The 21,683-nt window shown below is 38.3% G+C and carries 17 protein-coding genes; 8 read left to right on the forward strand and 9 right to left on the reverse strand.

The window, feature by feature from the left end; all coding sequences use genetic code 11:
* Nucleotides 1-116 precede the first annotated feature (116 nt).
* From lpcA to glnA, 4 genes are all read right to left on the reverse strand, one after another.
* On the reverse strand, nt 117-701 hold the full coding sequence (lpcA, locus tag ACT2CV_RS01960; protein ID WP_464972694.1) for a D-sedoheptulose 7-phosphate isomerase: 585 nt from the start codon (nt 699-701) through the stop codon (nt 117-119).
* A gap of 54 nt (nt 702-755) precedes the next feature.
* Nucleotides 756-4,211 (reverse strand): transcription-repair coupling factor, encoded by a 3,456-nt coding sequence (gene mfd, locus ACT2CV_RS01965; RefSeq protein ID WP_464972693.1) that lies wholly within the window; start codon nt 4,209-4,211, stop codon nt 756-758.
* A 123-nt stretch (nt 4,212-4,334) separates the two neighbouring features.
* Entirely contained in the window at nt 4,335-4,706 is a 372-nt protein-coding gene (locus ACT2CV_RS01970; protein ID WP_464972692.1) for an MliC family protein, read from the reverse strand.
* A gap of 89 nt (nt 4,707-4,795) precedes the next feature.
* Nucleotides 4,796-6,223, reverse strand: a complete 1,428-nt coding sequence (glnA, locus tag ACT2CV_RS01975) for a type I glutamate--ammonia ligase (RefSeq protein WP_464972691.1) — start codon at nt 6,221-6,223, stop codon at nt 4,796-4,798.
* A 208-nt stretch (nt 6,224-6,431) separates the two neighbouring features.
* On the opposite strand from glnA, the gene typA reads away from it, so the two are divergent.
* Nucleotides 6,432-8,279: a translational GTPase TypA gene (typA, locus tag ACT2CV_RS01980; RefSeq protein WP_464972690.1), complete on the forward strand. Its 1,848-nt coding sequence runs from the start codon at nt 6,432-6,434 to the stop codon at nt 8,277-8,279.
* Between the two features lie 45 nt (nt 8,280-8,324).
* Here typA and ACT2CV_RS01985 read toward each other — a convergent pair whose 3' ends face one another.
* The 4 genes from ACT2CV_RS01985 to ACT2CV_RS02000 all read right to left on the reverse strand — a co-directional run bounded on the left by ACT2CV_RS01985 (nt 8,325) and on the right by ACT2CV_RS02000 (nt 12,646).
* Nucleotides 8,325-9,335 carry an ABC transporter ATP-binding protein gene (locus ACT2CV_RS01985; RefSeq protein ID WP_464972689.1) on the reverse strand — a complete coding sequence of 337 codons (1,011 nt, stop codon included), beginning with the start codon at nt 9,333-9,335 and terminating at the stop codon, nt 8,325-8,327.
* A gap of 1 nt (nt 9,336) precedes the next feature.
* Nucleotides 9,337-10,989: an ABC transporter permease gene (locus ACT2CV_RS01990; protein ID WP_464972688.1), complete on the reverse strand. Its 1,653-nt coding sequence runs from the start codon at nt 10,987-10,989 to the stop codon at nt 9,337-9,339.
* A gap of 113 nt (nt 10,990-11,102) precedes the next feature.
* Entirely contained in the window at nt 11,103-12,113 is a 1,011-nt protein-coding gene (locus tag ACT2CV_RS01995) for a Fe(3+) ABC transporter substrate-binding protein (protein ID WP_464972687.1), read from the reverse strand.
* 188 nt (nt 12,114-12,301) lie between these two features.
* On the reverse strand, nt 12,302-12,646 hold the full coding sequence (locus ACT2CV_RS02000) for a DUF496 family protein (RefSeq protein WP_464972686.1): 345 nt from the start codon (nt 12,644-12,646) through the stop codon (nt 12,302-12,304).
* 201 nt (nt 12,647-12,847) lie between these two features.
* Here ACT2CV_RS02000 and serC point away from each other — a divergent pair, with 201 nt between their 5' ends.
* From serC to recR, 5 genes are all read left to right on the forward strand, one after another.
* Nucleotides 12,848-13,930 (forward strand): 3-phosphoserine/phosphohydroxythreonine transaminase, encoded by a 1,083-nt coding sequence (serC, locus tag ACT2CV_RS02005; RefSeq protein WP_464972685.1) that lies wholly within the window; start codon nt 12,848-12,850, stop codon nt 13,928-13,930.
* Between the two features lie 114 nt (nt 13,931-14,044).
* A complete protein-coding gene (hisC, locus tag ACT2CV_RS02010) occupies nt 14,045-15,145 on the forward strand; it encodes a histidinol-phosphate transaminase (protein ID WP_464972684.1) in 1,101 nt (366 codons plus the stop codon).
* A 17-nt stretch (nt 15,146-15,162) separates the two neighbouring features.
* Nucleotides 15,163-16,464 carry a 3-phosphoshikimate 1-carboxyvinyltransferase gene (aroA, locus tag ACT2CV_RS02015; protein ID WP_464972683.1) on the forward strand — a complete coding sequence of 434 codons (1,302 nt, stop codon included), beginning with the start codon at nt 15,163-15,165 and terminating at the stop codon, nt 16,462-16,464.
* Nucleotides 16,465-16,541: 77 nt separating this feature from the next.
* A complete protein-coding gene (locus ACT2CV_RS02020) occupies nt 16,542-16,871 on the forward strand; it encodes a YbaB/EbfC family nucleoid-associated protein (RefSeq protein ID WP_464972682.1) in 330 nt (109 codons plus the stop codon).
* A 374-nt stretch (nt 16,872-17,245) separates the two neighbouring features.
* Complete coding sequence (recR, locus tag ACT2CV_RS02025; RefSeq protein ID WP_464972681.1) at nt 17,246-17,848, forward strand: recombination mediator RecR; 603 nt, start codon at nt 17,246-17,248, stop codon at nt 17,846-17,848.
* Nucleotides 17,849-17,879: 31 nt separating this feature from the next.
* Here recR and ACT2CV_RS02030 read toward each other — a convergent pair whose 3' ends face one another.
* Nucleotides 17,880-19,334 carry a leucyl aminopeptidase gene (locus ACT2CV_RS02030; protein ID WP_464972680.1) on the reverse strand — a complete coding sequence of 485 codons (1,455 nt, stop codon included), beginning with the start codon at nt 19,332-19,334 and terminating at the stop codon, nt 17,880-17,882.
* A gap of 131 nt (nt 19,335-19,465) precedes the next feature.
* Between ACT2CV_RS02030 and lptF the strand changes: the two genes are divergently transcribed.
* Both lptF and lptG read left to right on the forward strand, forming a co-directional pair.
* On the forward strand, nt 19,466-20,566 hold the full coding sequence (gene lptF / locus ACT2CV_RS02035; protein ID WP_464972679.1) for an LPS export ABC transporter permease LptF: 1,101 nt from the start codon (nt 19,466-19,468) through the stop codon (nt 20,564-20,566).
* Nucleotides 20,567-20,568: 2 nt separating this feature from the next.
* A complete protein-coding gene (lptG, locus tag ACT2CV_RS02040) occupies nt 20,569-21,639 on the forward strand; it encodes an LPS export ABC transporter permease LptG (RefSeq protein WP_464972678.1) in 1,071 nt (356 codons plus the stop codon).
* Nucleotides 21,640-21,683 lie beyond the last annotated feature (44 nt).

The raw sequence follows: 21,683 nt of genomic DNA on the forward strand, positions 1-21,683 counted from the left end.
AGTAATTTAAATTGAAAATATATTAATATTTTTTGCATAACTATGCAATATAAAAACAAATTCACGCATAAAAAATCCCTAGCGATGGGCTAGGGATCCAAAAAGTGCGGTGGACATTACGCTGATTTTGCCATTTCAAATTCAATTAACATCATCAGAATATGAATCACTTTAATATGAATTTCTTGGATTCGATCAGCATAACGGAAATGGGGTACACGAATTTCGACATCTGCTAATCCTGCCATTTGGCCACCGTCTTTTCCTGTCATTGCAATAACTTTCATGCCTTTTTCTTTTGCTGCTTTAATGGCATTTAACACGTTTTTGGAGTTGCCAGAAGTGGATAAGCCAAATAATACATCGCCTTTTTGTCCAACGGCTTCTACATAACGAGAGAACACATAATCATAGCCAAAATCATTACTCACACAGCTTAAATGGCTGACATCGGAAATCGCAATTGCAGGGTAGCCTGGGCGGTTTTCACGATAGCGACCTGTTAATTCTTCAGCAAAATGCATGGCATCACAATGGGAGCCGCCATTTCCGCAAGAAAGCACTTTACCGCCTTGTTTAAAACTATCTGAAATTAACAATGCTGCTTGTTGAATTAATTTAATGTTGTTTTCATCACTGATGAATTTTTGTAATACATCCTGTGCTTCAAGTAATTCAGATTTAATTTGTTCTAAATACATATTTTCTCCTTTATTAATAATAATTGATTGAGCAAATTTTATCACTCTATGGGTTTAGTTCAATAAAGAATTCAGCAAATTCATAACAAATTCTAACCGCGCTTTTGCTTGTTCTAAGTTACAGGTAAAGCGGAATTTTGTAGGACCATCAAATTTAAACACTGCGGGTTGTTGTTGAATTAAGACTAAGAATTTGAGCGGATCAATATCTGCCGTTGGGTTAAATTCAATAAAGCCGCCATGTAAAGTCGCGTCAATTTTGATCACTTTTAATTGTTTTGCTAATAAACGTAACTCAGCAATTTGCATGAGGTTTTTCGTTGGTTCTGGTAAAAGTCCAAAGCGATCGATTAATTCCACTTTCAGTTCATCTAACATTTGTTTATTTTCAGCGGCAGCAATGCGTTTGTAGAAAGATAAACGCATATTAACATCACCTAAATAATCCTCAGGTAATAATGAAGGTACACGTAAATCAATTTCAACCTGCTGTTGAGTTAATTCATCTAAACTCGGCTCTCTGCCTTCTTTCATGGCTTTCACCGCGCTTTCTAGCAATTCCATATATAAACTAAAGCCAATGCTTTCAATTTGCCCGCTTTGTTCACTACCTAATAATTCGCCAGCACCGCGAATTTCTAAATCATGGGTTGCTAAAATAAAGCCTGCGCCTAAATTATCCAAACTTTCCAAAGCTTCAAGGCGTTTTTGTGCATCTTTCGTCATTAATTTGGATGGGGGCGTGAGCAAATAAGCATAGGCTTGATGGTGGGAGCGCCCAACTCTGCCTCGCAATTGGTGTAATTGTGCTAAACCAAAATTGTCTGCACGCTCAATAATAATGGTATTTGCAGTTGGCACATCGATGCCTGTTTCAATAATAGTAGAGCAAACCAAAACATTAAAGCGTTGATGATAAAAATCAGACATAACGCGTTCTAATTCCCGCTCGCGCATTTGTCCATGCCCAATAATAATACGTGCCTCAGGCACAAGTGCGGTTAATTTTTCCGCACAATTTTCAATGCTCGCCACATCATTGTGTAAATAATAAACTTGTCCACCACGTAAAATTTCGCGCAGAATGGCTTCACGAATAACCACATCATCCGTCTGGCGAACAAAGGTTTTGATACTTAAACGACGCGCAGGTGGTGTGGAAATAATGGATAAATCACGAATTCCATTCATCGCCATATTTAGCGTTCTCGGTATTGGTGTGGCGGTTAAGGTTAAAATATCAATATTGGCGCGCAATTGTTTTATTTTTTCTTTTTGGCGCACACCAAAACGATGCTCTTCATCAATGACTAATAATCCAAGATCATGGAATTTTACATCCGACTGAATTAATTTGTGCGTGCCAATTAAAATATCCACTTTACCTTCGGCTAAATTGGCTAAGATTTGTTTTTGCTCTTTGGCGGTCTTGAAGCGAGAAAGCACCTCGACATTAATCGGTAAATTAGCGAAACGATCGCGAAAATTCTCATAATGTTGTTGTGCGAGCAATGTGGTTGGCACCAGCACTGCTACTTGTTTATGATTCATGACTGCTAAGAAAGTTGCACGCATCGCCACTTCTGTTTTGCCAAATCCCACGTCGCCACAAACCAAGCGATCCATGGCTTTTGCTTGGCACATATCAGAAATCACCGCATTAATTGCCATTTCTTGATCAAGGGTTTCTTCAAATGGGAAGGTGGCAGCAAATGCTTGGAATTCATCGCGATCATATTTAAAGGCAAATCCTTTCTGAGCTTCTCGTTGTGCATAAACATCTAACAATTCAGCTGCCACATCACGAATTTTCTCTGCGGCTTTTGAGCGCGCTTTTGCCCAAGAATCACTCCCTAATTTATGTAATGGTGCGCTTTCATCGTTGCCACCAACATAACGGCTAATTAAATGTAAATTGGCGACAGGCACATAGAGTTTAGCTTCGTTCGCATAAGTGAGTAAGAGATATTCTGCTTTTATTCCTGCATTTTCTAAGGTCACCAAACCGCCATAGCGTCCCACACCATGATCTAAATGCACCACTGCTTGACCTATTTTTAATTCAGCCAGGTTGCGAATTAAGGTATCAGGGTTAATGCCTTTGCGTTTATCCCGTTGACGTAACTGTACGCGTGCGCCTAATAATTCTTGCTCAGAAATAATCGCAATTTTCACCGCACTTTCATTGTCCAAAATAAAGCCATGATCTAATGCGCTGATATGTAAGCTGAATTGCTGACTTAATGCTTCATCATATTGTTTGATTTGTTTAGGTTTAATTTTTAATGGTGCCAATAAATCAAGTAGGGTTTCTCGTCTGCCTTCCGTTTCTACCGAGAAAATAATACGTCCGTCAAATTGTTCAATAAATTGACGCAATAATTGCAAGGGTTCTTTTTGTTGCGATTGAATTTGTAGCTCTGGCAATGGTGAAACGGGCAAGTTTTTTTGGCGTACAGATGAACGAACTTTTTCTTGCTTTAATGTAATGCGTGGATATTGCTTTAAAGTGCGGTTAATTTCATCGATCTTTTGCCAAAGCTGACTTGGTGGCAATAACGGACGCATCGGATCCACTTTGCGGCTTTCATAACGCTGTTCAATATCCTGATAAAATCGTTCTGCGTAGGTTTGTAAACCATCCATTTCCACAAATAGCGTATTTTGTGGCAAATAATCAAATAGTGTAGCCATTCGCTCGAAAAATAGCGGTTGCCAATATTCAATACCTGAAATTAGCGTACCTTTTGACACCTGTTGATAGATATGTTCAGGATCGCGACGAATTTCGCCAAAAGTAGCACGAAATTGTGTGCGGAAAAATTCAATGCCTTGACTGTCCGTTGGAAATTCATGAGCGGGTAATAAATTAATGTTATCAATTTCTTGCAAAGTACGTTGCGTATCTACATCAAAGGTGCGAATACCATCAATTTCATCATCAAAAAAATCTAAGCGAAAAGGCACCGCACTTCCCATTGGAAACAGATCTAATAAAGAACCTCGTAGCGCAAATTCTCCAGCTTCTAACACTTGTTCAACGGCACGATAACCCGCTTGCTCTAACTGCAAGCGTAATTTCTCAATATTGAGTTGATCGCCTTTTTTGATTAACAACACATGCTGGCTAAAAAAATCAGGCGGACAAACGCGTTGCATTAAAGTGCTGATAGGAAGCACAACAATGCCTTGTTTGGCTTGTTGCAAGTAAAATAATGTACTTAATCGAGTTGAGATGATGTCTTGATGAGGAGAAAAAGCATCATAAGGCAAGGTTTCCCAATCTGGAAAAAAACGCACATCAGATTGGCTTTCCGATAAAAGTTTGTCTAAACGCACCGCACTTTTTGTGTCTGTTGTGAGGATAACGGTTAAACCTTTATGTTGTTTTGCATATTGTCGCGCAATTTCAGCAATAGCAAAGCAATCAGCTCCGGGCAAGACATTCGCTAGAATTTTATGATCGCCAGCCGTAAATGGGATATCAAGGTTAAAGTCGTTCATCTTCATAAAGTGCGGTGTAAAAAAGTGATATTTTGAAAGGGAGTAGTTTAGCAGAAAATCGAAAGGGGGGAGGATTATTTTAAGGACTAATCACAGTATTGTTTGGAATTAGTCCTTTTATAAACTTAATTAATATTTTTGGCAAGCGGTGGTCGAAAGTTTGCCTGTTGAAGCATAATCTTTATCAGGATAAGTAAGAGTATTACGTCCTTGTTGTTCTTGCCATTTTAATGTCTTTTTGTCGTTGACGTAAAGAATGTTGCTACCTGAAGATTGATTATTGAGGTAGGTCACATAGCTGTCTTTACCATCGCTAAATGCCATGCTTATTACGCCATTATCACGTTGTTTAATCGACCCTTTGTAGCCATTATCACAACGGAACTTGGTTAATTTTCCTGATGATTGGCCTAAGCCTGCAATTTCAACGCCGTCAAGGCTGAGGCAGCCTGCAGTAGTTAATGCCATAGCGAATGGGAGTAATTTTTTTACGATATTCATAAAAGACCTTATTTATTAAAATGAAATTGGCTCCCCTAATATGGAGAGCCGAATTGATTAAGAATGTATATGTTACGCTATTTTTTGCGTTATGCATAATACATTTCAAATTCCACTGGATGTGGAGTCATGTTTAAACGTTCCACTTCTTTACGTTTAATGCCAATAAATGCTTGTACAAATTCTTTTGAGAATACGCCACCTTGGGTTAAGAATTCATAGTCATTTTCTAATGCATTTAACGCTTCTTCTAATGAGCTTGCAACAGCTGGAATATCTTTTAATTCTTCAGGTGGTAAATCATAAAGATTTTTATCCATCGCATCGCCTGGATGAATTTTGTTTAATACGCCATCTAAGCCAGCCATTAATAATGCGGCAAAGCATAAGTATGGGTTTGCCATTGGATCCGGGAAACGCGCTTCTACACGTGTCGCTTTTGGACTGGTAACAGCAGGAATTCGGATAGAAGCAGAACGGTTGCTTGCTGAATAAGCTAATAATACGGGTGCTTCAAAGCCTGGAACTAAACGTTTGTAGGAGTTTGTTGTTGGGTTTGTGAAGGCATTTAATGCTTTCGCATGTTTAATAATACCGCCGATATAGTAAAGTGCTGTGTCAGATAAGCCAGCATATTTATCACCCATAAATACATTTTTGCCATCTTTACTTAAGGACATATTGCAGTGCATACCAGAGCCATTGTCACCTGCAAATGGTTTTGGCATAAAGCATGCGCTCTTACCATGTTCTAAAGCAACATTTTGCACCACATATTTATAGATTTGTGTTTCATCAGCTTTTAAGGTCAAGCTATTGAATTTAGTTGCGATTTCATTTTGTCCCGCAGTTGCCACTTCATGATGGTGTGCTTCGATGACCAATCCCATTTCTTCTAAGATTAAACACATTTCAGAACGAATATCGTGTGCGCTATCAATAGGCGCTACGGCACAATAGCCAGCTTTTTTCAGAGGACGATAGGCGTTGTTGCCGTTCTCAAATTTACGATTTGTGTTCCACATGGCTTCAACATCATCAATACGATATGACACGTTGTTAGCTTCAGTTGAGAAACGGACATCATCAAATAAGAAAAATTCAGGTTCAGGACCAAACATAACGCTGTCTGCAATGCCAGTTGATTTTAAGAAGTTTTCTGCACGAATCGCGATAGAACGCGGGTCGCGATCATAACTTTGCATTGTGTTTGGATCGTAAATGCTACAACGAATAGAAAGCGTTGGAATATGAGCGAAAGGATCTACCACCGCAGTTTCAGGAATAGGCATTAAAAGCATGTCTGCTTTATTAATGGCTTTCCAACCTTCTACTGATGAGCCGTCAAACATTTTACCTTCTTCAAACAGATCTTCTAAATCGTCAGCAACTAAGCTCACAGGTAAAGAGACGCCATGTTCTTTCCCTTTAATATCAGTAAAACGAAGAAGTACAAATTTAATGTCATTGTCACGAATTAATTTCGCAACATTTGCAATCGCATTAGCGTTAGTCATGGAGATTCCTTAATGGGTAGTGGTGAAATTTTAAGTGCAAGATTTTACCCTATTTTTCATCAATATTTAATAGGGTGTAGTGAATTATTTAATAGCTCATTGAGCAAAAAAGTTGTATAATTCGCCACCTTTTACCGCTATACCTCATAAAGTGCGGTGGAATTTTCATCAATTTTATTGACAAAACAAATTTAAGTAAGAATATTCAATGGCAGATTTAGATATTAATAAATTGCGTAATATCGCAATTATTGCGCACGTTGACCATGGTAAAACAACTTTGGTTGATAAACTTTTACAACAATCAGGCACTTTAGCCGCCGCGCGTAATGGCGATGATGAGCGCGTGATGGATAGCAATGATCTTGAAAAAGAACGTGGTATTACTATTTTAGCGAAAAATACCGCAATTAACTGGAACGATTATCGTATTAATATTGTGGATACCCCAGGGCACGCGGATTTTGGTGGAGAAGTTGAGCGTGTGCTTTCTATGGTGGACTCAGTGTTGTTGGTGGTGGATGCCTTTGATGGTCCAATGCCACAAACCCGTTTTGTGACACAAAAAGCGTTCTCACATGGTTTAAAACCTATCGTAGTCATTAACAAAGTGGATCGTCCTGGTGCACGTCCTGATTGGGTTGTTGACCAAGTGTTTGATTTATTCGTGAATTTAGGTGCGACAGACGAACAATTAGATTTCCCAATTATTTATGCTTCTGCGTTGAATGGTGTGGCTGGTTTAGAGCATGAAGATCTTGCTGAAGATATGACGCCATTATTTGAAGCTATTGTGAAATATGTACAACCACCACAAGTCGAATTAGATGCACCATTCCAAATGCAGATTTCTCAGTTGGATTACAACAACTATGTTGGCGTGATTGGTATTGGTCGTATCAAACGTGGTGCTGTAAAACCAAATCAACCTGTTACCATTATTGATAGTGAAGGTAAAACACGTCAAGGTCGAATTGGTCAAGTGTTGGGACATTTAGGTTTACAACGTTATGAAACAGAAACCGCTTATGCAGGCGATATCATTGCGATTACGGGGTTAGGCGAATTAAATATTTCCGATACTATTTGTGATATTAACAATGTTGAAGCCTTGCCTGCATTAACAGTTGATGAACCAACAGTAACGATGTTCTTCTGTGTAAATACTTCGCCATTCTGTGGTAAAGAAGGTAAATTTGTAACTTCTCGTCAAATTTTAGAACGTTTGAACAAAGAATTAGTACATAACGTTGCATTACGTGTAGAAGAAACACCAAACCCAGACGAATTCCGCGTATCCGGTCGTGGTGAATTGCATTTATCGGTATTAATCGAAAATATGCGTCGTGAAGGTTATGAACTAGCTGTATCTCGTCCTAAAGTTATTTACAAAGAAGTGAATGGTAAAAAACAAGAGCCATTTGAGCAAGTAACCATTGATATTGAAGAACAACATCAAGGTTCAGTGATGGAAGCTTTAGGTATTCGTAAAGGCGAAGTGAAAGATATGATTCCAGATGGCAAAGGGCGTACACGTTTAGAATATGTTATCCCTAGCCGCGGCTTAATTGGTTTCCGTAACGAATTTATGACAATGACATCTGGTACAGGTTTACTTTATTCAACCTTTAGCCATTATGATGATGTGAAAGCGGGCGAAATTGGTCAACGTAAAAATGGTGTGTTGATTTCTAATGCAACAGGTAAAGCCCTTGCTTATGCGTTATTTGGTTTACAAGAGCGTGGTAAGTTAATGGTTGATCATGGTGTGGAAGTTTATGAAGGTCAAATTATTGGTATTCATAGTCGTTCAAATGATTTAACCGTCAACTGTTTACAAGGTAAGAAATTAACCAATATGCGTGCATCTGGTAAAGATGATGCGATTGTATTGACTACGCCTGTGAAATTCTCATTAGAACAAGCTATTGAGTTCATTGATGATGATGAATTAGTTGAAGTAACGCCGGCATCAATCCGTATTCGTAAGAAATTATTAACGGAAAATGATCGTAAGCGTGCAAATCGTACAACAACAAGTACGAGTACCCACTAATAAAAACACCGCATTGAAAAGTGCGGTGTTTTTTTATCTTGTTTTTTAATCAAATAAAACCAATTCACGACATTGGAAACCAACGGAAACTTTATCTCCCAGAGCTAAATCCCCTAAGTAATAAGCGGTCAGTTCTGTGCCATTTATTGCAATTTTATAGCGGTGGAATTGCCCTAAAAAGAGTTTTTCCACCACTACGCCTTTTCCACTTTCATCTTGTTTAATCACAATCTGCTCTGGGCGAAGTAGCCATTGATATTGCCCTTTTTCATAAGGCATTTCAGGGAATTGGTAGCTGCCAATAGGGCTTTCGATCCAGTTATTTGATTGTACTTCACAATTCAAGTAATTCGATCCACCTAAAAAATCTGCCACAAATTTATTGCTTGGCAAATGGTAAAGGCTTGTTGGCGTACCAAATTGCACGATCTTGCCTTGATCCATTACCGCAATTTTATCCGCAAAAGCAAAGGCTTCTTCTTTACTGTGAGTTACGAAAATCGCAGGCACATTTTGGCTTTTTAAAATTTGTTTGATCTCTTGGATCATTTCATAGCGAGTTTGGCTGTCGATATTTGAAAACGGCTCATCTAACAATAAGAGCTGCGGTTTGCAAGCCAAGGCTCGTGCAATCGCCACACGCTGTTGTTGTCCGCCTGAAAGTTCGTGTGGGAAACGCTGTTCTAAGCCAGTGAGCTTCACAACTGCCAACATTTGTTCTGTGATCTGCTGCTGTTCTGCTTTTGGTAACTTACTTAAACCAAACTGAATATTATCTGTTACGTTCAAATGGGGAAAAAGTGCATAGTCTTGGAAAATCAAGCCAATGTGACGATTTTCCACCGCGGTTTCGGCTAAATCCTGCCCTGCTAGCGTAATTTTCCCCTGATGAATAGGCAAAAGCCCTGCAATTGCTTTGAGTAAAGTGGTTTTTCCACAACCACTTGCCCCCAATAAACAGATAATTTCATTATCACAGACTTCTAAATCGAGTGATTTTAAGATTTCATTCTGATCAAACTTACAACTAAGCTGTTGAATATCAAGAATTTTCATTTTAACGTTCTTTTTGTGATTGAGAAATTAATGAGCGAGTTAGCCAAATCACAGGGATCAAACCAACCAACACTAATATAATGGCAGGCATTGCTGCACGTTCTAGCTGCTCATCTGATGTAAAAGTAAAAACGTGGGTTGCTAAGGTGTCAAAATTAAATGGACGTAGCAATAAAGACGCATTCAGTTCTTTCATACTTTCGATAAATACCATCAATGCTGCGGTAATCAACCCTTTTGAAATCAATGGGATATGGATATTTTTAAACATTGTCAGTCCATTTTTACCCATTGTTTGACTTGCCATATCAAGTGATGGTGGTACTCGTCCTAAACAAGCATCTAAACTACCAATAGCCATTGCTAAAAAGCGGATAGTATAAGCCATTACTAAAGCAAACATTGACCCCGAGAAAATCAGCCCCACTGGTGAAAGCTCTAAACTTTTCAAGAAAGCGTGCAGGCTGTGGTCGGCAAAACTGAGCGGCGAAAGCAAGCCGATTGCCAAAACGGTGCCGGGAATAGCATAGCCCAAAGAAGAAACCTGCAACGACAAGCGGGTCGTTTTGTGCCAAAATTTGCGATTTTGTGATAAACGATGAGCAAAGTGTAGCAATAAGGCTACTGATACTGTCGTAATCGACGCAATTATCGACACTTTTAAGCTATTTAATGCAAATTGAACGAAGTCTAAATTCCAAGACTGCTCAAAATATTCATAGGACCAAAAGAGCAAACGCCCCAACGGAATGAAAAAGGCAAGGGCTAATAAGCCCCAACACCAAAGCTGAGCAAGACATAATTTCCACCCTTTTAACTGTCGGAACGATGTTTTCTTTTCATAGCCTCGTTGATAGTTTTTCTGTTTACGGCGGCTATATTGCTCAAGACTGATGAATAAAAAGATCATCAGTAACATTACCAACGAAATACGACTTGCGGTGCCAAGATCGTGGAAGCCTAGCCACGAATCGTAAATTGCGGTAGTTAGCGTTGGTACGGCAAAATAAGATACCGTGCCGAAATCACCTAAGGTTTCCATTGCGATCAACGCCATCCCCACTGCAATAGCAGGACGCATTAAAGGAAACGTGATTCGCATAAAAATCTGGCGAGAATTTGCCCCCATCATTTTCGCACTGTGCATTAAATTTTCAGATTGCTCTAACAATGCCACACGCACTAATAAAAACAGATAAGGGTAAAGCACTAACGCTAACACAAAACAAGCACCATACAATGTGCGAATCTGCGGAAACCAGTAATCTTTCGGACTTTGCCAGCCGAAAATGGCTCGCAACATTTCTTGGAAACTACCTGAATAATCAAGCAAATCGGTATAAAGGTAAGCAATTAAATAGGCTGGCATTGCCAGCGGTAAACAAAGTAACCATTGCAATGTTTTTTGCCCATAGAATTGATAATTTGCCACAATCCACGCGGACGGTACGGCGAAAATCAGCGAGAGTAAAACCGTCCCAACCACTAGCAATAATGAGTTGAGCACATAGTTACCTAACATTGTTTGCCATAAATGGACAAGATTTTCCAATTCCCCGCTCAATGCGTGGTAGCTGATGGCTAACAAAGGCAATAAGATCAAAAAAGTGGCACATAATGCCAACATTTGCCAGCTAAGATGACGGTTTTTCATTCAAAATTTCGCTTTCTTAAAAACAGAACAGGACGCCTTGGGCAAACCCAAAGAGCGTCCAGAAAAAGTGCGGTCAAATTTTAGCAAAATCTGACCGCTTGCATCAAAAAGAATTACTCGTCAAATTTTACTTCATCAACAAGTTTTAACGCTTTTTCGTAGTTTTTCGCAATCTCTTCTAATTTGATTGCATCCGCAGAGAATGAACCCCAACCTTGAACTAATTTAGATGGTTTAACACCTTCTTTTACTGGGTATTCGTGGTTAAGTTCTGCGTAAAGTGATTGTGCTTTATCGCCACTTAAGAACTCAATTAATTTCACTGCATTGGCTTTGTTTGGTGCATATTTCGCAACCGCCACCGCACTGATATTTACGTGTGTACCAAATTTACCAGCTGGGAAGTTGATGATTGCTGATTCAGCCCAAGCTTTTTGTTTTTCATCATCTAACATTTTACCGTAGTAGTAGCTGTTACCTAATGAGTAATCACAGATACCTTCTTTGATTGCTTTCACTTGATCACGGTCGCCACCTTGTGGTTTTTGTGCCAAGTTCGCTTTTAAACCTTCTAAGAATTTTTTGGTTGTTTCTTCGCCGTAGTGAGCGATCATTGAAGCAAATAATGATACGTTGTATGCGTTTTTACCTGAACGTACGCAAACTTTGCCTTTGTATTCAGGTTTTGCTAAATCTAAGTAATCGAAACCTGCAGGTAATTTACCGACGCGATCTTTTGATGTATAGATTGCACGTGCACGCGTTGTTAAACCGTACCAGTCGCCGTTTGAATCGCGGAATTGTGCAGGAATATTTTTCTCAAGCACTTTTGATTGAACTGGTTGTGAAACGCCTGCTGCAACAATTTTCATTACGCGGCTAATATCAACCGTTAAAAGCACGTCTGCTGGGCTTAATTCGCCTTCTTGCTTAACGCGTTCTTCTAACCCTTTATCAGCGAAGATCACGTTTACTTTGATGCCTGTTTGTTTTTCAAAATCTTTGAGCATTGGCTCAATTAAGTATGGTTGGCGATATGAATAAACATTCACTTCATTTGCTGCTAATGCTGAAGTTGAAGCGGCTGAAGCAATTAATACAAGAGTGGTCAGTGCTTTTTTCATAATGAAATCCTTTAATAAAATTAAAAAACAATATCTAAGATTAGATAGACTAAAAGTAAGCGGAAAGAAGTGTAAAGAGAAATTTGATTTGTGTCAATTGATAATTATTCTTATTTCATTGTTTTTGTGAGTTACATCACAAAAATCCCCAAATAACAGGTTATTTGGGGATAGGGGAAGCTTTAAAATTATTTAGCCGCTTTTGCCATTAATGCCGCATGCGCTTTGTTTTGTTCTTTCATTTTAGCTTTAATATCACGACGTTGTTTAGAAAGTTCAGCATTTTTGATCATATAATCATCAACGCGACCTTCATAGTCATCACGCATATTTTCAATAATTGCACGAACATCGGCAATAGTCATATCATCACGAATATAATCATTTAAGTTATCAAGTAATAACACGCGTTTGCTATTATCGCGAATTTTACGATCATTATCTGTAATTTCACGCAATAATTTATTACGTTGACGGTATAAACGTACATATTCTAAAACATCTTGGAAAGATTGTTTGCTTGCTTGTTCCATAGTTAAACTCTCTTATATAGTAGGGATATTGAATAATTTATCCTTTTTTCCCTATTTCGTCAAAGAGTTAATCCATATTTTACAATGCAAGGAAAATTTTTCTTATGGAGACGGAAATATTCATTGCTTAGAACCGCTTGTGGTGGTAAAACTAACCTCACACTTTATTTTATACAACATAAAAACACAGGAAAGGAAACAATGTCACAAGTATTTAATTTTAGTGCAGGTCCAGCAATGATGCCTCGCGCTGTATTGGAAAAAGCACAATCAGAATTATTAAATTGGCTAAATCAAGGCACTTCTGTGATGGAAGTTAGCCATCGTGGTAAGTTGTTTATGGAAATGATTGCGGATTGTGAAAAAGATTTTAGACAATTATTCCATGTGCCAGATAATTATAAAGTGTTGTTTTTACAAGGCGGAGCAAGAGGGCAGTTTGCAGCTATCCCAATGAATTTAGGTAATAATAAAGGCAAAGCACTTTATTTAAATGATGGACATTGGTCAGCAACCGCAGCGAAAGAAGCACGTAATTTTATTGAAGTTGATGAAATAAATATCCTAAATTCTGACCGCACTTTGAAAGTCGAACGCCTTGATTTTAGTGATGTGGCAGAACAATATGACTATGTTCATTATTGTACTAATGAGACTATTAGTGGAGTGGAAATCTTTGATGTGCCAAATGTCGGTAATGCAGTGTTAGTTGCTGATATGTCATCAGATATTCTTTCTCGTCAAATTGATATTAGTAAGTTTGGTGTTATCTATGCAGGCGCTCAAAAAAATATGGGACCTTCAGGTATTACGTTGGTGATTGTTCGTGAAGATTTATTAGGCAACGCACGTAAAGATACGCCATCAATTTGGAATTATGCAGTACAAGCTAATGCTGATTCCATGATCAATACGCCACCTACATTTGCTTGGTACCTTTGCTCATTAGTGTATAAACATTTATTAGAAAATGGTGGATTAAGTGCAGTAGAGCAACGCAATCGTGCTAAAGCAGAACGCTTATATCAGTATTTAGATCAAAGCGATTTCTATCATAACTATGTGGCTAAAGAAAATCGTTCTTTAATGAATGTCACTTTTACGACAGACAATGATGAACTCAATGCGAAATTTGTTGCAGAAGCAACTGCGGCAGGATTGCAAGCATTGAAAGGCCATAAAGTATTAGGCGGTATGCGTGCTTCCATTTATAACGCAATGCCAATTGAAGGTGTTGAAGCATTAATTGCCTTTATGCAGAAATTTGCTTTGGAAAATGCGTAGTCTTTTGCCTTTCTAAAGAAGTGAGTTTTATCTTAATTTTCCCCCTTTATTCAAGGGGGATTTTATACTCGGAAAGTGAAAACTTATAACAATAAATAAAATAGGAACAACATAATGTCTTTTCTACAACTTGCGAACAAAGGGGTTCAATCGCTCTCGCCTTACCAAGCAGGTAAGCCGATTGAAGAATTAGAACGTGAATTAGGAATCAGTCATATAATTAAATTAGCGTCCAATGAAAACCCATTTGGTTTACCAGATAGTGCTAAAGCGGCAATCCAAACGCAATTGTCTTATCTCACGCGCTATCCTGATAGCAATGGCTTTGAATTGAAAAAAGTGATCGCGGAGAAATTTAACTTACAGAGTAATCAAATCACTTTAGGTAACGGATCTAATGATTTACTTGAATTGGTGGCGCATACTTTTGCTAGTGATCAGGATGAAATTATTTATTCACAATATGCGTTTATTGTGTACCCGCTGGTGACTAAAGCGATCAATGCCATTGCGAAAGAAGTGCCTGCTAAAAATTGGGGGCACGATTTAAGCGGTTTTTTAGCAGCGATCAGCGATAACACGAAGTTAATTTATATTGCGAATCCAAATAATCCGACGGGAAATTTTTTAACTGAGGCGGAATTAGACGCTTTTCTTAGCAAAGTGCGGTCAAATATTATTGTGGTTTTAGATGAAGCCTATACGGAATTTACGGCTGAGCATGAGCGTGTTAATTCGTTTGCATTATTAAAAAAATATCCTAATTTAGTGGTATTACGCACCTTATCCAAAGCTTATGGCTTGGCAGGTTTACGTGTGGGGTATGCGGTTTCTCATCCTGAAATTGCGGATTTATTTAATCGTATTCGTCAACCTTTTAATGTCAATAGTTTGGCGTTAGCAGCCGCAAGTGCGGTGTTAAAAGACGACGATTTTGTCAACAAAGTTGCTGAAAATAATCATCTTGAAATGCAAGCCTATCAAGACTTTTGTCATAAATATGGATTGGATTATATTTCATCCAAAGGCAATTTTATCACTATTGATTTTAAGCAACCAGCGCAACCTATTTATGAAGCTTTATTGCGTGAGGGCGTTATTGTACGTCCTATTGCGGGTTATGGTATGCCACACCATTTACGCATTAGTATTGGCTTGCCAGAGGAAAACCAGCGATTCTTCAATGCGTTGATTAAAGTATTAAACCTAAGTTAATGGATTACACAAATCATATGGAAAAAATAACATTAAACCCAATTAGCCACATTGAAGGGATAATCAATTTGCCCGGTTCAAAAAGTTTGTCTAACCGCGCTTTATTATTAGCTGCTTTAGCAAAAGGCACAACAAAGATCACCAACCTTTTGGACAGTGACGATGTTCGCCATATGTTGAACGCATTGAAACAATTAGGTGTAAATTATCAATTATCACAGGATAAGTCGGTTTGTGAAGTTGAAGGGCTTGGTAAGGCTTTCCAATGGCAAGGTGGATTAGCGCTATTTTTAGGCAATGCGGGTACTGCAATGCGTCCGTTAACTGCCGCACTTTGTTTGGCAAATGCTAATTCTACGCTATCAGAAATTGTCTTAACTGGTGAGCCACGAATGAAAGAACGTCCAATTCAGCATTTAGTGGATGCGTTACAGCAAGCGGGAGCAGACATTCAGTATTTAGAACAAGAAGGTTACCCACCAATTGCTATTCGTAATACTGGATTGCAAGGCGGCAAAGTGAAAATTGATGGTTCCGTTTCTTCGCAATTTTTAACCGCACTTTTAATGGCAGCACCTATGGCACAAGGGGACATGGAAATTGAAATTATTGGAGAATTAGTGTCCAAGCCTTATATTGATATTACTTTAAATATGATGGCGACCTTTGGTGTTCAAGTTGAAAATCAACATTACCAACGTTTTTTGATCAAAGGTAATCAGCAATATCAATCGCCTGGGCAATTTCTGGTAGAAGGCGATGCCTCTTCTGCTTCTTATTTTTTAGCAGCGGCTGCCATTAAAGGAAAAATCAAAGTTACGGGCATTGGAAAAAATAGTATCCAAGGGGATCGCCTTTTTGCTGATGTATTGGAAAAAATGGGGGCGAAAATTACTTGGGGAGATGATTTTATTCAAGCTGAACAAGGTGAGCTAAAAGGCATTGATATGGATATGAATCATATCCCTGATGCAGCAATGACCATTGCAACCACCGCTTTATTTGCACAAGGTGAAACGGTAATTCGTAATATTTATAATTGGCGAGTTAAAGAAACAGATCGTCTAACAGCAATGGCAACAGAATTGCGTAAAGTGGGTGCAATAGTCGAAGAAGGAGAGGATTTTATTCGTATCCAACCACTTGAATTGTCACAATTTAAGCAAGCGGAAATTGAAACCTATAATGATCATCGAATGGCAATGTGTTTTGCGTTAATTGCGTTATCTAACACATCCGTTACCATTTTAGATCCAAATTGTACGGCAAAAACCTTCCCCACCTTTTTTAATAAATTTTTAGCGATAGCAAATAATTGATGTTAAAGGCGCTGGCTTGTCGAATTTTTATCAATAAGTTAGAATACGCCCGTTATTTTTAATATAAGGAAAGAATCATGTTTGGAAAAGCTGGATTAGGCGGCTTAATGAAGCAAGCCCAACAAATGCAAGAACGTATGCAGAAAATGCAAGAAGAAGTCGCACAATTAGAAGTGACAGGCGAATCGGGTGCAGGCTTAGTTAAAATTACCATCAATGGTGCGCATAACTGCCGTCGCATTGAAATTGATCCAAGTTTGATGGAAGACGATAAAGAAATGTTGGAAGATCTTATCGCTGCTGCATTTAATGACGCTGTACGTCGTGCAGAAGAATTGCAAAAAGAAAAAATGGCAGCTGTAACTGCTGGTATGCAGTTACCACCTGGGTTTAAAATGCCGTTTTAATATTTACTCTCTTTGCTTGTGCAAAAAAAGTAACAAAGAAACACCCCAAACTTCACCGCTATCCTGAACTTTATTACCATTTTCTTAACGGTAAATTTCTAAACTCACTTCGTTCGAACAGACGAAATTTACCTAAAAATGATAAGTCGTTCAGGCGGTTCAGATAGGGGAATTAGGTATGAAGTTCATCCTATTTATATTGTGTTATATGCGTTGCTTTTTATTTAGCTAAAGCAAAATCAGAACAATATTTGAACATTAAAGTGCGGTGGAATTTTGTGAAATTTCACCGCAGTTTTCTGTTATAGCAAGACAATTTGCCAGCCTTAAGTGATGAGTTCTTTCTTAATTTATGAAAGAACAAAGAGGATAATATGCAAACAAGCCCTTTATTAGAAAATTTAATTGAACATTTGCGTTGCTTGCCAGGAGTAGGACCAAAATCCGCACAGAGAATGGCTTATCATCTACTACAACGAGATCGTAGTGGTGGAATGAATTTAGCGCGAGCTTTGACAGAAGCAATGTCAAAAATTGGGCATTGTGAGCATTGCCGAACATTTACCGAAGAAGACATTTGTACGATTTGTGCTAATCCCCGTCGTCAAAATTCAGGTTTGCTCTGTGTGGTGGAAATGCCAACGGATATCCAAGCTATTGAGCAAACAGGACAATTTTCTGGGCGTTATTTTGTATTAATGGGGCATTTATCTCCTTTAGATGGTATTGGTCCAAAAGAAATTGGATTGGATCTGTTACAACAACGTTTGCAACAAGAACAATTTAATGAAGTGATTTTGGCGACTAATCCAACCGTTGAAGGAGAAGCTACCGCAAATTATATTGCGGAAATTTGTGTTCAATTAGGCATAAGGGTGAGTCGCATTGCTCATGGTATTCCTATCGGTGGTGAATTAGAAATGGTAGATGGAACCACATTGACCCATTCTTTTTTAGGTCGTAGAGAAATTCGTTAGTATAAAGGGCGTTAGAAAACGCCCTTTTATTTTACGCTTGATTAATTAAATATTGTGTTAATAAGGCGACAGGTCGTCCTGTTGCACCTTTGTTTGCGCCCTGTAGCCAAGCGGTGCCGGCAATATCTAAATGTGCCCATTGGTATTTTTGCGTGAAATTGGATAAGAATGCCCCTGCGGTAATTGCTCCGCCCCAACGCCCGCCAATATTGGCTAGATCAGCAAAGGGTGATTTTAATTGTTCTTGATATTCTTCACTTAATGGTAAACGCCATGCTTTGTCTTGGGTTTGTTGAGAAGCTTGGAAAAGCTGCTCTGCAAGTTCATCATCATTCGTGATTAATCCGCTGTTATGTTGCCCCAAGGCAACAACACAAGCACCCGTTAAGGTGGCAATATCAATGACAGTTGCTGGTTCAAAACGTTCTACATAGGTTAAAGTATCTGCTAAAACTAAACGTCCTTCTGCATCGGTATTAAGCACTTCAACAGTTAATCCATTCATGGTATTAATGATATCGCCAGGGCGGTACGCATTACCATCAGGCAAGTTTTCACAACCAGCCAGCACACCAATGACATTTAAAGGTAATTGCAATTCAACTAACGCATTCATTACACCATAAACCGCCGCCGCACCGCACATATCGTATTTCATTTCATCCATTTCTGCTGCCGGTTTGAGTGAAATACCCCCCGCATCGAAAGTTAATCCTTTACCCACTAATACGATAGGTTTTGCATCAGGATTTGGATGATTTTTATACTCTAATATAGAAAGTTTTGCTTCATTTTGTGAACCTTGAGACACTGCTAAATAGGCTTGCATGCCTAATTCCGCCATGTCTTTTTCACCTAATACCGTTGTGGTTAAAAGTGCAGTGCGTTTTGCCAAAGTTTTTGCTTGTTCAGCTAAATAGTTTGGATTACACACATTCGGTGGGCAATTCGCCACATCTTTTGCAGCTTTAACACCTTGTGCAATGGCTTGTGCATGTTGAATAGCAAGATGTGCTTGCATATCTTCTGTATGGAAAATAATTTGTTCTAATTTATCTGCACGCTCAGTTTTTTTGCTTTTGAATTGATCAAACACATATTGGTTATTTTCAATGGTTTCAATACTAAAGCGAATGTTCCAATATAGATCTCGTTGTTTAATTTGTACTTCAGTTAAGGCATTCACCAATTGCGTTGCGGCTGTCAATCTGACGTTTTTAATTGCCGTTTCGGTGATTTGTTTGAATTGGCGTTCAGTTATTTCATTTTGTTTGCCTGCACCAACTAAGAAAATGCGTTTTCCTTGTTGGCGCAATAGGGTGATTTCCCCAATTTTGCCTGAAATTTCACCGCACTTTATCAGTTCACTCATTTCGCCATTATGGTCCAATTGTTGTGCTGTTGGCGATAATTTACCTTGCTCGAAAACTGCCACTAATAGGGCATCAGCACTAGAAAGTGCGGTTAAATTTGCTGAATATTTCATTGTGATTCCTACTGTTTTTATAGTGAAAAATGAGCTATTATATGCGGCAAAATATTGACGCAAAAAGTGAAAAATAATGCGTTAAATTAACCGAATTTCAATAAATTGCAAGTGAAATAATAGGCGATAATGTGATTTTAAATAGATATTTAACCAAAGAAGTTTTTAAAAGCCAGATAGCGATTTTGTTTATTCTGCTGTTGATCTTTTTCAGCCAACAATTAGTGCGCGTACTTGGCTCTGCAGCAAATGGTAAAGTGCCAGCAGATTTGGTACTTTCATTGCTTGGTTTAGGTATGCCAGCCATGGCGCAATTAATGTTGCCTTTATGTTTGTTTATCGCCATTTTATTAACTTTTGGACGTTTATACGCAGAAAGTGAAATTACAGTCATGCGTGCCTGTGGTATTGGTTCTAGCTTGTTAGTTAAAGTTGCCTTGATTTTATCGGTTTTAACCGCAGGACTTGCTACTTATAATGCGCTCTGGTTATCACCATGGGCAATTAAGAAACAAACTGAAATTGTTGAGGATGCGAAAGCAAATCCTCGTCTTGCAGCCTTATCATCTGGACAGTTTATGTCTTCTGATAATGGCGATTTTGTTTTATTTGTCAATGAAATAAAAGACAATTCATTAAATGATATTTATATTTTCCAAATGAAACCTAAGAAGAATATTAAACCAGCAGTGGTGACTGCTGAAAAAGGAAAATTAGTTTCTCTACCTAATGGTGACCAATTATTAAGTTTGGAAAATAGTCAACGTGTTGAAGGTACGGCTGTATTGTCTGATTATCGAATTACACATTTTGAGGATTATCAGGCTTATCTTGGTCGTCAAATGGCAGATGATAAAGCAGCAGAAGTTGAAGTGTTACAACTAAACGAATTATTAGCGACAAAATCACCTGCGGCGAAAGCTGAATTACATTGGCGTATTACTTTGATCCTTGCGGTGCCTTTAATGGCATTATTGGCAGTACCTTTAAGTCGCGTTAATCCACGCCAAGGTAAATTTTCGAAAATTTTACCCGCACTTTTACTTTATCTGATTTATTTCTTAGCACAAAGTGCATTGAAATCAGCTGGTGGCGCTGGAAAATTAGATGCAGGGCTTTGGATGCCATTAGTGAGCATCGTCTTTTTGTTACTTGCCATTATATTAAATAGTTGGGAAAGTACGTTTATGTATAAATTTCGCTATGCGTTGAATCGCACTAAGGTGGCATAGATATGATGAATACATTAGAACGCTATATTGGAAAAAATATCCTTGGCACTATTTTTGCGACCTTATTTACCCTTGTTGGTTTGTCTGCAATTATCAAATTTGTTGAACAATTCCGCAGTGTAGGTAAAGGCAGCTATGATAGTATGCAGGCCGTTATTTATACGATATTAACGATCCCAAAAGATATTGAAACTTTCTTTCCGATGGCTGCCTTATTAGGGGCGTTAATTGCATTAGGGAATTTAGCTAGCCGTAGCGAATTAGTTGTGATGCAGTCTGCGGGTTTTTCCAAAATGAAAATTGGTTTGGCGGTAATGAAAACTGCATTGCCACTAGTTGTTCTTACCATGATTATTGGGGAATGGGGCATCCCTCAAACTGAGCAATATGCTCGTGATATGCGTGCAAAAGCGATTTCTGGTGGTGCAATGTTGTCGGTAAAAAATGGTGTTTGGGCAAAAGATGGTAATGATTTTATTTTTGTCCGTCGTATAACTGAAGAGGCGAAATTAAGTGATGTTTACATTTATCACTTTAATGAAAATCGTCAATTAGCTCAAATTAGCCATGCAAACCAAGCGCAATTTAATAATGGTGAATGGTTATTAAGAAATATTAATACTTCAGTTATCGAAGATGAACAAATCGTTACCACAAATAAACTAAATGATAAATGGAATACTAATTTAACCCCTGATAAATTGGGTATTTTCTCAATACGACCAACATCGCTCTCTATTTCAGGTTTATCTGATTATATTAGTTTCTTAAAACAAACAGGGCAGGATAGCAAAAAGTTTGAGTTGACTTATTGGCGTAAATTATTTCAGCCAATTTCTGTGGGGGTTATGATGTTACTTGCGCTATCCTTTATTTTTGGTCCATTGCGTAGTGTGACTGCAGGTGCTCGAATTGTAACAGGTATTTGCTTTGGTTTCCTATTTTACGTTGTGAATGAAATTTTTGGACCGATGAGTTTAGTTTACAATGTTCCCCCTATTATGGGTGTTTTAATGCCAAGTGCCCTTTTCCTTGTGATTACTTGGTGGTTGCTCAGTCGGAAACGTGATTAAAAAATTAAAGGACAGATTAAATCTGTCCTTTAATTTTGGTTATT

This window comes from Reella acinonychis (genome assembly GCF_052384575.1).
Classification (GTDB): Bacteria; Pseudomonadota; Gammaproteobacteria; order Enterobacterales; family Pasteurellaceae; genus JBQSUQ01.